The 11,972-nt window shown below is 70.8% G+C and carries 9 protein-coding genes, 1 tRNA gene and 1 pseudogene; 6 read left to right on the top strand and 5 right to left on the bottom strand.

Features of this window, described 5'->3' with window-relative positions:
- Positions 1-74 precede the first annotated feature (74 nt).
- Positions 75-1,373 carry a cyclopropane-fatty-acyl-phospholipid synthase family protein gene (locus B9S61_RS00535; RefSeq protein ID WP_103540402.1) on the top strand — a complete coding sequence of 433 codons (1,299 nt, stop codon included), beginning with the start codon at positions 75-77 and terminating at the stop codon, positions 1,371-1,373.
- Positions 1,374-1,437: 64 nt separating this feature from the next.
- Here B9S61_RS00535 and B9S61_RS00530 read toward each other — a convergent pair whose 3' ends face one another.
- Positions 1,438-3,981 carry an ABC transporter permease gene (locus tag B9S61_RS00530; protein WP_103540401.1) on the bottom strand — a complete coding sequence of 848 codons (2,544 nt, stop codon included), beginning with the start codon at positions 3,979-3,981 and terminating at the stop codon, positions 1,438-1,440.
- 64 nt (positions 3,982-4,045) lie between these two features.
- Positions 4,046-4,816 carry an ABC transporter ATP-binding protein gene (locus B9S61_RS00525; RefSeq protein WP_103540400.1) on the bottom strand — a complete coding sequence of 257 codons (771 nt, stop codon included), beginning with the start codon at positions 4,814-4,816 and terminating at the stop codon, positions 4,046-4,048.
- 391 nt (positions 4,817-5,207) lie between these two features.
- On the opposite strand from B9S61_RS00525, the gene B9S61_RS00520 reads away from it, so the two are divergent.
- The 4 genes and pseudogenes from B9S61_RS00520 to B9S61_RS00500 all read left to right on the top strand — a co-directional run bounded on the left by B9S61_RS00520 (position 5,208) and on the right by B9S61_RS00500 (position 8,766).
- A tRNA-Leu gene (locus B9S61_RS00520) sits at positions 5,208-5,294 on the top strand.
- Between the two features lie 331 nt (positions 5,295-5,625).
- Positions 5,626-6,921 (top strand): GDSL-type esterase/lipase family protein, encoded by a 1,296-nt coding sequence (locus B9S61_RS00515; protein ID WP_103540399.1) that lies wholly within the window; start codon positions 5,626-5,628, stop codon positions 6,919-6,921.
- Between the two features lie 356 nt (positions 6,922-7,277).
- Positions 7,278-7,648, top strand: a pseudogene (locus B9S61_RS00505) (FAD-dependent monooxygenase); the annotation flags it as partial.
- A gap of 224 nt (positions 7,649-7,872) precedes the next feature.
- Entirely contained in the window at positions 7,873-8,766 is an 894-nt protein-coding gene (locus tag B9S61_RS00500) for a Bax inhibitor-1/YccA family protein (RefSeq protein WP_103540398.1), read from the top strand.
- A gap of 78 nt (positions 8,767-8,844) precedes the next feature.
- On the opposite strand, the gene B9S61_RS00495 is transcribed toward B9S61_RS00500, so the two are convergent.
- A complete protein-coding gene (locus tag B9S61_RS00495; RefSeq protein WP_037939887.1) occupies positions 8,845-9,075 on the bottom strand; it encodes a DUF4287 domain-containing protein in 231 nt (76 codons plus the stop codon).
- A 101-nt stretch (positions 9,076-9,176) separates the two neighbouring features.
- On the opposite strand from B9S61_RS00495, the gene B9S61_RS00490 reads away from it, so the two are divergent.
- Positions 9,177-9,488, top strand: a complete 312-nt coding sequence (locus B9S61_RS00490) for a hypothetical protein (protein WP_181007169.1) — start codon at positions 9,177-9,179, stop codon at positions 9,486-9,488.
- A gap of 38 nt (positions 9,489-9,526) precedes the next feature.
- Here the strand turns inward: B9S61_RS00490 and B9S61_RS00485 are convergent, their stop codons facing one another.
- Both B9S61_RS00485 and B9S61_RS00480 read right to left on the bottom strand, forming a co-directional pair.
- Positions 9,527-10,306, bottom strand: a complete 780-nt coding sequence (locus tag B9S61_RS00485) for a hypothetical protein (protein ID WP_103540396.1) — start codon at positions 10,304-10,306, stop codon at positions 9,527-9,529.
- A gap of 289 nt (positions 10,307-10,595) precedes the next feature.
- Positions 10,596-11,816 (bottom strand): acetyl-CoA C-acetyltransferase, encoded by a 1,221-nt coding sequence (locus tag B9S61_RS00480; protein WP_103540395.1) that lies wholly within the window; start codon positions 11,814-11,816, stop codon positions 10,596-10,598.
- Positions 11,817-11,972 lie beyond the last annotated feature (156 nt).

Here is an 11,972-nt window from a genome sequence, read left to right as displayed (position 1 = left end):
GACTGCCAACCCGCCCCTTGGGGTGTTTACGTGGTGAGGACATTCCGGGATTCCCCGTCACGGAGGTGTACACCATGGCAGACGCCGCCCCGCGGCTGAAAGGCATCCTCGAGCAGCTGACCGGCGCTCCCCTCCCGGTCCGTATCCGCGCCTGGGACGGATCCCAGGCCGGCCCCCCCGACACCCCGACCCTGGTCGTACGCAACCGCCGCGCCCTGCGCCACCTGCTGTGGCAGCCGGGCGAACTGGGCCTGGCCCGCGCCTGGGTGGCCGGCGACCTCGTCGTCGAGGGCGACCTCTACGACGCCCTCGGCCACCTCGCCGGTCTCCTCTGGGAGCGCGACGAGGGGACCCGCCCCCTCACCCAGGCCCTGCGTGACCCCGCCTTCCGCTCCGCCGTACGCGGCCTCGTCGGACTCGCCGGGCTACCGCTGCCGCCCGCCCCGCCCCCCGAGGAGGTCCGCCGCCCCCGGCGCGGCCTGCACACCAAGCACAGCGACAGACGCGCCATCAGCCACCACTACGACGTCGGCAACGACTTCTACGAGATCGTCCTCGGCCCGTCGATGGTGTACTCCTGCGCCTACTGGCCGGCCCCGCCCCCGCGGGGCACCCTCGAGCAGGCCCAGCACGACAAGCTCGAACTCGTCGCCCGCAAGCTCGCCCTGGCACCGGGCCGGCGGCTGCTGGACGTCGGCTGCGGCTGGGGCTCCATGGCCGTCCACGCCGCCCGCGACCACGGCGTGAGCGTCGTCGGCATCACCCTCTCCCGGGAACAGGCCGCCTACGCCCGCAAGCGCATCGCCGACGAGGGCCTGACCGACCGGATCGAGATCCGCGTCCAGGACTACCGGGACGTCGCGGACGGTCCGTACGACGCCATCTCCTCCATCGGCATGGCCGAACACGTCGGATCCGAGCGCTACCTGGAGTACGCCGGCGTCCTGCACCGCCTGCTCAAGCCGGGCGGGCGGCTGCTGAACCACCAGATCGCGCGCCGGCCGCAGCGGGACGAGACGTCGTACCGGATCGACGACTTCATCGACGCCTACGTCTTCCCCGACGGCGAACTCGCCCCGCTGGGCAGCACGGTGTCCCTGCTGGAGCGCTCCGGTTTCGAGGTGCGCGACGTGGAGTCGATCCGTGAGCACTACGCGCTCACGCTGCGCCGCTGGGTGGCGAACCTGGAGTCCGGCTGGACCCGCGCGGTGGCCCTCACCGGCCCCGGGCGGGCCCGCGTCTGGCTGCTGTACATGGCCGCCTCCGCCCTCGCCTTCGAACGGGGCCGCATCGGTGTCAACCAGGTCCTGGCCGTCCGGACCCCGGAGTCCGGCGACTCCGGGCTCCCCCTGCGCGCCCGCACCTGGAACTGACGCGGCGGCGGGCCCCGTTCCACCCGGAACGGGGCCCGCCGCACACGCGTGCCTCCGGCAGCGGCTACTCCGCCTTGATCGCCTGCAGCATGTTCAGCCGGGCCGCCCGCCGCGCCGGCCACAGCGCCGCCAGCACACCCACCACCGCGGCCAGCAGCAGGAAGATCCCCATCCGGGCCCACGGCAGGACCAGTTCGTACGTCGCCATGCGCGAGCCCACCAGCTCACCCGCCGCCCAGCCGAAGAACACGCCCAGGCCGAGGCCGAGCACCGCGCCGAACAGCGAGATCACCAGGGATTCCAGCCGGACCATCCGCTTGATGCCCTTGCGGTCCAGGCCGATCGCCCGCAGCATGCCGATCTCCTGGGAGCGCTCGAACACCGACATCGCCAGGGTGTTGACGACGCCGAGGACCGCCACGATCACCGCCATCGCCAGCAGGCCGTAGACCATGTTCAGGATCAGGGTGAACATCTTCGCGATCTCGTTGGAGAGGTCCTGCTTGTCCTGGACCTTGATCGCCGGGTTGGTGCCGAGGGTCTTCTCCAGCGCCTCCTTCGCCGCGTCGGACGTGCCGTCGGCGGTCTTCACCATGACCATCATGTCGGCCGGTCCGGAGCCGGCCGCCTCCGACTCGTGCGGGTCGAGGGTCGCGGTGTCGATCAGGACGCCGCTCACCAGCTCGTTGGCCTGGTAGACACCGGCGATCGTGAGCCGCTGCTTCTCGTCGTCCTCATAGGTGATGGTGACGTCCGAACCGGCCTTCCAGCCGTGCGACTTCGCGGTGTCCTCGTCCACGACGATCCGTGTGCCGCCGACCTCGAAGGCGCCCTGCACCACCGGGAACTCGGTCAGCTCACCGATCGTGGCGCCGTTCACGCCGGTCATGTACGCTTCCTCGCCGTCGACGAGGCCGTACGCGTTGCGCATCGGGCTGGTGGCGGTGACACCGTCGGCCTGCTTCAGCTTCTTCTCGACGTCCGGCGACAGCGGGTGCCTGTTCGCCATGGACACCATGTAGTCCGCCTCGATCGCGGAGGCCGCCATCTTGTCGATGGACTTCTGCAGACTGCCGGCCATCACCGTCATACCGGTGATCAGGGTGAGCCCGATCATCAGCGCGGACGCGGTGGCGGCGGTACGGCGCGGGTTGCGCACCGAGTTCTGCCGGGCCAGCTTCCCGGAGACCCCGAAGACGCGGAGCACCGGCGCCGCGGCGGCGATCAGCGGGCGGGACAGCAGCGGGGTCAGGACGAAGACGCCGATGATCAGCAGTACGGCGCCGAGGCCCATGGGAACCTGCCCGTCGGTGCCGTCCATCGCCGTGGCCGCGAGGACCACGGCGACACCGGCCCCCGAGAACAGCGAGCCCAGCGTGTTGCGCAGCACCAGCGACTTGGTGGTCGCCTGGGCGTGCAGCGCGCTCATCGCCGCCACCGGCGGGATCCTCGCGGCCCGGCGGCCGGGCAGCCACGCGGCGAGCATGGTCACCAGGATGCCGACCGCGAACGCGGAGGCGATCGTGCCCGGGCTGATCACCAGCGGTCCGTCGGGCATGGGCGCGTCCAGCGTTCCCATCAGTGAGCGCAGCCCCACGCCGATGCCGACACCCGCGACGAGTCCGGCGACGGCGGCGACCGTGCCGACCGCGAACGCCTCGATCAGCACCGACCGGGTGACCTGGCGCCGGGAGGCGCCGACCGCGCGCATCAGGGCCAGTTCCTTGGTGCGCTGGGCGACCAGCATGGTGAAGGTGTTGGCGATGATGAACGTACCGACGAAGAGGGAGATCCCGGCGAACACCAGCAGGCCCTGCTTCAGTCCGCTCATCGAGGAGGCGATCGCCCTCGACTGGTCGTCGGCGAGCTTCGTGCCGGTCGTGGTCTCCACGGCGTCGGAGGGCAGCGCCTTCTCCAGCTGGGCCCGCAGCGCGGTGTCGCTGACGCCGTCCTTCGCCTTGACGGCGATCTCGTCGAAGACGCCCGCCTTGCCGAACAGCTTCTGCGCGCTCGCCGTGTCGAACAGCGTGAGGCTGCCGCCGGCCGCGACATTGCCGTCGTCGGTGGTGAAGATGCCGGTGATCTCCGGTTCCAGGACGGGACCGTCGACCGACATCCGTACGGTGTCACCGACCTTGTACCCGGCCCGCTTCGCGGTCTCGGAGTCGATGAGGATCTCGCCCTCGTTCTTCGGCGCGACACCGCTGACCAGCGGATACCGGGGGTCCTTGGCACCCCAGTAGTTGCCGCCCTGCGACTGGAAGCCGTTGCCGAGCAGCTTGCCGTCCTTGCCGGCGATCGCGGTGAAGCCCTGGACGGTGCCGATGGCCTGCGCGGCGCCGGGCACGGCGGCGCTGTCGTCGACCAGTTCGCGGGTCAGTTCGTAGTACTCGCCGGTCCTGCCGCCCTCGGCCTCCCTCCACTCGGGGGTGATGGCGACGTCGACGTGGTCGAAGCCCTTGGCGGACTGCTTCTGCAGGGCCGCGGAGAGGCTGTTGGTGAAGACCAGGGTCCCCGACACGAAGGCCACGCCGAGCATCACGGCGAGCACGGTCATCAGGAGCCGGGCCTTGTGCGCGAGCACATTGCGCAAGGCGGTACGGAACATGGGAGTCTTCTCGGATCAGAGGTCTGGGGGGAGGGGGAGGGCGGGCGGAGCAGCGGGCCGGGTGTCAGCTGGTGCGGCCCTGGGCGTCGAACCGCTTCATCCGGTCGAGCACCGAGTCGGCCGTCGGCCCGTCCATCTCGTCCACGATCCGGCCGTCCGCGAGGAAGATGACGCGGTCCGCGTAGGCGGCGGCGACCGGGTCGTGGGTCACCATGACCACCGTCTGCCCCAGCTCGCGCACGGAGTTGCGCAGGAAGCCCAGCACCTCGGCGCCGGCGCGGGAGTCGAGGTTTCCGGTGGGCTCGTCACCGAAGATGATGTCGGGCCGGGAGGCCAGCGCCCGTGCCACGGCGACCCGCTGCTGCTGGCCGCCGGAGAGCTGGGAGGGCCGGTGGCTCAGCCGGTCCGCCAGCCCCACCATCCGGATCACGGTGTCCAGCCACTGCTTGTCCGGCTCACGGCCGGCGATGTCCATCGGGAGGGTGATGTTCTCCAGGGCGGTCAGTGTCGGGAGCAGGTTGAACGCCTGGAAGATGAAGCCGATCTTGTCCCGGCGCAGCCTGGTCAGCTGCTTGTCCTTCAGCGAGCCCAGTTCGGTCTCGCCGATGCGCACGGAACCCGACGAGAAGGTGTCGAGGCCGGCCACGCAGTGCATCAGCGTGGACTTCCCGGAGCCGGAGGGGCCCATGATCGCGGTGAACTCGGCCTGCCGGAAGCCGACGGAGACCCGGTCCAGGGCGACCACCTGGGTCTCGCCCTGGCCGTAGATCTTCGAGAGCTCCGTGGCGCGCGCGGCCACGGTGGTGGTCCGGTCGGCGGTAGGTGCGGTGGTCACGGGATGGACGCTCCTGTCGGGACGACGTGTGCTCGGGGACGTCATCCATCCTTCCGCCGCTTTGCCGCTGTGTAGTCACCCGCTGCTCCGGTTCCGGGGGGCGACTCGGGGCTGACCGCGGGGCGCGCCGTCATACCTGGGGATGACGGCGCACCCTGAGCCGGACGATGTCGAGAACGGGTGGAGCGCCCTTGTTCGGACGGTGAAATTCCGTCATTCCGCGTACATGGCGGTGCGTCAGCCGTAAGGCTGCTGGCACGTGCTGACGGCGCGTTCCATGTGCTGATGGTCCCTCAGGCGCCAATAAAATAAGACAAGATCGGCCCATCCCGCCGTCGGCGGTGAGGGGGTCACCGATAGGCTCGGAGCCGCGAAGCGGAGCCCATGGCCTGCCCGGATGGTGGAATGCAGACACGGCGAGCTTAAACCTCGCTGCCCCTGAGCGGGCGTGCCGGTTCAAGTCCGGCTCCGGGCACCACCACGCTCTCGTTCTTGATCAGCGAGAACGCCCCACCGCGGCCCTGTCTCGCCCGAACGGTGAGGGCGCATCGCATTCCTTAACGCGCACAGACCCGGCCGATGCCGTCGCCGGCCGGCGCCTGTTCATCAGGAGTCCGCCGGGGGTACGGCGTTCCTCACTAGCATGAGCGCATCGTCCGCTCGCGTGACCTGAGTACGAGTACGAGTACGAGTACGAGTACGAGAAACGAGTCCGAGTCCGAGAGCGAATCCGAGTCCGGGTCCGAGGTGGAGGCGGAGGGCGTGGGATGTGACGCGTCGGGGCCGCCTCCCTGTGGGAGGGATGAACGATGCGAAGACGATCCGTGCTCGCCGCCGCGGGTGTGATGGCCGCCGGGGTCGCCGCGCCGGGGCGCGCGTCCGCCGGACGGAACACCCGGCCGGTGCTGGACCACCGCGTCGAGAAGACCTATGACGGGACGTCGTACACCGATCTGTCCTCGGGGGCCGCGGCCGTCGGCGGACTGAGCACCGGGACGGTCCTCGTCACCTTCAGGACCACCGGCCACAACCGGTCGATGACGCTCCTCAGCGCGTCGGACCCGTCGGAACCCTCCAGCAACGTCACCCTCGGGCTGAGTGCGGGGGCGCTGCAGTTCTCCGTCCGGGACAAGGGTGCCGTCCGGCAGAACCACCTCACCCGCACGATGTACGACGACGGTGCCTGGCACACCGTCGCCGTGACGGCCGGCGGCGGGCGCACCACCTTCCACGCCGACGGACGGCCGGTGCTGACCGTGCCGGGCGGCGGCTTCTTCGCCTCGGTCACCGGGCTGTCCGCGCTCAACATCGCCCGCAACCTCGACAGCGACCACGCCGGCGGGGAGTGGTTCTTCACCGGTGACATCAGGAGGGCCGCCGTCTACGACCGGGTGCTGACCGAGGCGGAGGCCGGCGCGGAGAGCGCCCGGGTGGACCTCGCGGACGCCGGCAGGCTCTCCCGGATCCTGAACTCCGCCACTCCCGCGACCTGGGTGCTCACGGGCGACAGCATCACGCACGGCGCCCGGTGGACCAACGGCTGGCGCAGCTACGTCGAGCACTTCCAGGAGCGGATCCGCTACGAGCTGGGCACGCCCAAGTACACCGACTTCGTGCTCGACACCGGGGTCAGCGGCGGCACCACCGGCGATCTGGTGGACGCGTTCGCCCAGCGGGTGACGGCGTTCTCGCCGCAGGTCGTGTCGATCATGCTGGGCACCAACGACGCCGCCGCCCCGGACATCGGCCCGGCGGTCTACCGAGCGAACCTCGTCAAGCTGGTCAAGGCGGTCCGCAGGCTGCCGGGCGGGGCGGTGCCCGTGCTCCAGACACCCAACCCGATCGACGTCTCGCGCTGGCCGGAACGCTCGGCCCTCGCTGACTACGCCCGGATCATGCGGGAGGTCGCGGCGGAGCGGAAGGTCGTACTCGTCGATCACCACGCCCACTGGACGGCGTCCCACGAGGGCGAGGTGCCCCTGGACCTCCTGGGGGACGGGCTCCACCCCGACCAGCGCGGCCATCTGTTCCTGGCCCACAAGATGATCAGGGAATTGCGCCTCTTCGACCCCGGGAGCAGGGTGTGCTCCCTGCGGATCCCCTAGGCCCTGTCGTCAGACTCCCGTCTGCCCCGCGACGCCATGCACGCACTCTCGCCGCACCGGGCCCTGACCCGAGTACATCCAGTACGAGGGCCAGGGCCCGGCACACCGAGAGCACGCACCTGACGCCGCGGGGCCGCCCTCCGGGCGACGACGGGAGTCTGACGACAGGACCTAGGACGGCGGCCGCGCCGGGGCCAGTGACGCGGCACCACACGAGCGCAAGCCGCTCCCGGCGGCGGGCCGGCCGTGGCCTCCGGAGCGTCGGAAACGGGGGGCGTCCGCCATCTGCGGCGTGCCGTTGACACCGGGCGTACGCGGCTGGAAACTCGCGTCCGGCGTGGTGAAGGGGACGACTGATGCGTACCACCGTGGGGATCATCGGGGCCGGGCCGGGCCGGCCGGGCCGGCCGGGCCGGCCGGGCTGCTGCTCGCCCGGCTGCTGCACGGCGCCGGGACCGAGTCGGTCGTCCTGGAGGCGCGGGACCGGGACTACGCCGAGCGGCGGCAGCGGGCAGGGGTGCTGGAACAGGGCACCGTGGACGTGCTGCGGTCCGCCGGGGCCGGGGCGCGGATGGACCGGGAGGGACTGCGGCACGACGGGATCGAGCTGCGCTTCGACCGGCGGCGGCACCGGGTCGACCTCCCCGGGCTCACCGGCGGGCGGTCCGTGACGGTCTACGCGCAGACCGAGATCTGCAAGGACCTCATCGCCCTCCAGCTCGCCGAGGCCTATACGGGCTTCCCGCTGGAGTAAGCGGACGGTCTCCTGCCGGTTCCGGGGAGGTACCGGGTCGGTCATGGTCCGCTCCCCCGTGGTGAGGGGAATCACCGGGCCGCGTAGCGTGTTGCGCAGCATGAAGAGGGAAAGATCCTTCCAAGCAATAGGGTCAATCCTTTGCCTACCTATTACTCTTGAGCCAAGGCCGCACCGAGTGGCCATGGAGGAGTGCAATGAGGAGCAGAAACCCGGTCTTCTCGCGACGGGGGTTCAGCCGCGACAACGGCTACGCGGGTTTCAACGCCGCGCCGCAGGCCGGGGGTCCCGCTGTCGCCACGCAGGCCAACCCGTACGCGCAGCCGACGGGCAATCCGTACGCCCAGAATCCCTACGCGCAGGCGGACCAGCAGCACGGCGCACCGCCGCAGGCGCCGGCCACCACCGGCCGGATGACGATCGACGACGTCATCATCCGCACGGCGAGCACGCTCGGCCTGCTCATCGTGACCGCCGCGCTCTCCTGGGCGCTGCTGCCGGTCGACGACGCCAACATCAGCCGGTCCTACGGCATCGGCATCGGTGCCGCGCTGATCGGCATGGTCCTGGCGCTCGTGCAGTCCTTCAAGCGCAAGCCCACCCCCGCGCTGATCCTGACGTACGCCGCGTTCGAGGGTGTCTTCCTCGGCGTCATCTCCAGCATCGTCGACAACCGCATCGCCGACGGGGCGGCCATGCAGGCCGTGCTCGGCACCATGGCGGTCTTCGCCGGTGTGCTGGTGGCGTACAAGGCGGGCTGGATCCGCGTCAACCGCCGTTTCTACGGCTTCGTGATGGCGGCCGCGCTCGGCTTCATCCTGCTGATGGCCGTGAACCTGCTGTTCGCGGTGATCGGCGGCGGTGACGGCCTCGGCTTCCGCAGCGGCCCGCTCGGCATCATCTTCGGCGTCGTCGGCATCATCCTCGGTGCCTGCTTCCTCGCCCTGGACTTCAAGCAGGTCGAGGACGGCATCGCCTACGGTGCGCCGCGCGAGGAGGCCTGGTTCGCCGCCTTCGGCCTCACGCTGACGCTGGTGTGGATCTACATGGAGTTCCTGCGGCTCATCGCGATCTTCAACAGCAGCGACTGACCACAGGCGGCGTCCCGTACGCCGCCGACGGTACGCGCAAGGGCCCCGGTTCCACACCGGGGCCCTTCGTCGTGCGCGCTAGAGCAGCTTGCGCGCGGCCCTTCTCAGGTCGTACTCGTGGACGATCGCCTTGGCGTGGCCGTACGCCAGGTCGTACTCGTGCCGGAGCCAGCTGACCTTCTCCTCGAAGCGGAAGAGCGAGGGGCCCTCCTCGACGGTGCGCAGCCAGTCGGAGATCTCACGACCGGTGCAGTGCGGGATGCGGGCGAGCATGTTGCGATGGGTCTCTGCGGAGAAGACTTGGGACATCGGCGCCTCCGGACGCTGGGATGTAAGCCGGTCCTTCAGGTCACCGTGCCTGAGCGTCCGTCCGTTGGCAACAGTCCTGCCCCGCCGCGTACGCTCGCCGCGTGGTTGATACGACGCCCTTCACCCGTGCCGTGGATCATTTCGCCGACCGTCTGCGGGCCGCGCCGCAGAGCCGGCTGCAACGGAGCGGGGCCGCCGAGGCACTCGCCCTGGCCAGGGAGCTGGCACGGCGTACCCAGCTGGCGGAGGAGCCGGGCGGCGCGCCCCGCGAGATGCCCGACGCGGGCATGTTCGCCGCCGCCGACCAGATCACCGTCGCCGGGCACGACTTCGCCCTCGTGCTGACGAGCGACGAGGGCGTCGAGGAGGCCGTGCGGCTGGTGGAGGAGGCGCGTGAACGCGCCGGGGTGTAGCCGGCCGGGCGGCGGTGCGGCCGGACGGCCGGGCCGGGTCAGAGGGACGCGATGACGCGGTCCGCCAGGATGTAGACGCTCTCCTCGCCGCACGAGAAGGTCAGCGTGTACGCGCCCGAGATGCCGGAGCCGCCCAGCAGGAACGGTGTCTCGCCCGCGAGCAGGGCCGCGGCCAGGCGCTCCGCGGTCTCGCGGTGGCCCGGCGTCATGCACAGCGTCGTCCCGTCGGCGAACACATAGACGTCCAGGGTGCCCAGCGGGCCCGGACGGACGTCGGTCAGCTCGGTGCGGGAGCCGGCCAGCTCCTCCAGGGTGGTCACCGTGCGCTCGTGGTCGTTCACGACCGGCGAGGGGTTCGGTACGAAGTCCGGGTGCGAGGGGTGGCGGCGGCGGGCCGCGGCCAGCTCGGGGGAGTCCCCGGCGTGCTCCTCGGTGTCCGCGGCCGGCTCGCTCACCGGCTCCAGACCCACGAAATCGGCCTGCCGCGGCAGGAACAGCTCACTGTCGGCCAGGCCCAGCAGGGACGGCGCGTCGGAGGCGTCATGGGTCTCCTGCGCGGCCCAGAAGGCCCGCGCCTCGGCGAGTTCGCGCTCCCGCTCCTCGGCGAGCGCCTCGGCCACGGCCGCGCGTATCTCCGCGGCGTCCGCCGCGCGGGCGGCTGGAACGTGCGCGCGGGTGCCCGCGGCCTGGTTCCTGGCCAGCTCGGCGTGCAGGGCGGCGACCTGTCGGCGCAGCACCATGATGCTGCGCAGCACAGCGACGCCCACGGCGCCGGTGGCGGCCGTGGTGATCAGCAGGGCGATCGGCATGGCGCTCACTGACGTACTCCCGGTTCAAAGTCGACCCCCGACTTCCTACATCAGCTTGAAGGGCGGACTGACCTTCTGTCAGTGCGTAACGTCACGAAACGGACAGCTCTTTGGTTCAGGGCCGGGTAGGGGAACGATGCTGACCTGCGGGATCCCTCCGGCGGGAGGGATAGGTCACATCCTGGGGGAGATTGGATCACGAAACGGCCCGGATCCCGGGGTGACCGGGGTACCGGGCCGATGTCTCACGCAGGGTGCCGTGACGGCTACCGTACGGTCGCCGTCACGGGCGGGTGGGTCAGCTGAGCCGCTCGATGACCATCGCCATGCCCTGGCCGCCGCCGACGCACATCGTCTCCAGACCGAACTGCTTGTCGTGGAACTGGAGGGAGTTGATCAGCGTGCCGGTGATGCGCGCGCCGGTCATGCCGAAGGGGTGGCCGACGGCGATGGCGCCGCCGTTGACGTTCAGCTTCTCCAGCGGGAGGCCGAGCTCGCGGTAGGAGGGGATCACCTGCGCGGCGAACGCCTCGTTGATCTCGGCCAGATCGATGTCGTCGATGGTGAGACCGGCGCGGGACAGGGCCTGCCTGCTCGCCTCGACCGGGCCGAGGCCCATGATCTCCGGGGAGAGGCCGGAGACGCCGGTGGAGACGATCCGGGCGAGCGGGGTGAGACCGAGCTCGCGGGCCTTGGTGTCGCTCATGATGACGAGCGCGGCGGCGCCGTCGTTGAGCGGGCAGCAGTTGCCGGCGGTGACGAGTCCGTCCGGGCGGAAGACCGGCTTGAGGCCCTGGACGCCCTCCATGGTGACGCCGGCCCGGGGGCCGTCGTCCTTGGAGACCACGGTGCCGTCGGGGAGGGTCACCGGGGTGATCTCGCGCTCCCAGAAGCCGTTCTTGATGGCTTCCTCGGCGAGGTTCTGCGAGCGGACGCCGAACTCGTCCATGTCCTGGCGGGTGACGCCCTTGAGGCGGGCCAGGTTCTCCGCGGTCTGGCCCATCGCGATGTACGGGTCGGGCACGAGGCCGTCCTCGCGCGGGTCGTGCCAGGTCGAGCCCTCCGACTCCGCGACGGCGGCGGTACGGGCCTCGGCCTCGGCGAACAGCGGGTTGCGGGTGTCCGGGAGGCTGTCGGAGTTGCCCTTGACGAAACGGGAGACCGTCTCGACACCGGCCGAGATGAAGACGTCGCCCTCGCCGGCCTTGATGGCGTGCAGGGCCATGCGGGAGGTCTGCAGCGAGGACGAGCAGTACCGGGTGACGGTGCAGCCGGGGAGGTGGTCCATCCCCATCTGCACGGCGACGACGCGGCCGAGGTTGTTGCCCTGCTCGCCGCCGGGGAGGCCGCAGCCGAGCATCAGGTCCTCGATGTCCCCCGGGTCCAGCTCGGGGACCTTGGCGAGGGCGGCCTGGATGATCGTGGCGGTCAGGTCGTCCGGGCGCAGGTCCTTCAGGGAGCCCTTGAAGGCGCGGCCGATGGGGGAGCGGGCGGCAGAGACGATCACGGCTTCGGGCATCACGGCTCCAGAGGGTGTGAGGGCGGCGTGGGTTGGTGCGGGGCCTCCTGGGAAGTTACCCGGCCGTATGAGCAGGGTCACGGTTCTCGCGATGTGACATGGACCGCAACTGTCTAAGCGCTTGCTTGCCCCCTCCCGTCCGAGCCCCCGCCCCCG

The sequence above is a fragment of the Streptomyces sp. SM1 genome, assembly GCF_002910825.1.
Lineage (GTDB): Bacteria > Actinomycetota > Actinomycetes > Streptomycetales > Streptomycetaceae > Streptomyces > Streptomyces okerensis.
This window is presented reverse-complemented; position numbering and strand designations above follow the sequence as displayed.

What these genes read in the sequence shown, in the direction of transcription:
- B9S61_RS00535 (WP_103540402.1), top strand. Translation starts at nt 75, where the DNA reads ATGGCAGACGCCGCCCCGCGGCTGAAAGGCATCCTCGAGCAGCTGACC.
- B9S61_RS00530 (WP_103540401.1), bottom strand. Translation starts at nt 3,981, where the DNA reads ATGTTCCGTACCGCCTTGCGCAATGTGCTCGCGCACAAGGCCCGGCTC.
- B9S61_RS00515 (WP_103540399.1), top strand. Translation starts at nt 5,626, where the DNA reads ATGCGAAGACGATCCGTGCTCGCCGCCGCGGGTGTGATGGCCGCCGGG.
- B9S61_RS00500 (WP_103540398.1), top strand. Translation starts at nt 7,873, where the DNA reads ATGAGGAGCAGAAACCCGGTCTTCTCGCGACGGGGGTTCAGCCGCGAC.
- B9S61_RS00495 (WP_037939887.1), bottom strand. Translation starts at nt 9,075, where the DNA reads ATGTCCCAAGTCTTCTCCGCAGAGACCCATCGCAACATGCTCGCCCGC.
- B9S61_RS00480 (WP_103540395.1), bottom strand. Translation starts at nt 11,816, where the DNA reads ATGCCCGAAGCCGTGATCGTCTCTGCCGCCCGCTCCCCCATCGGCCGC.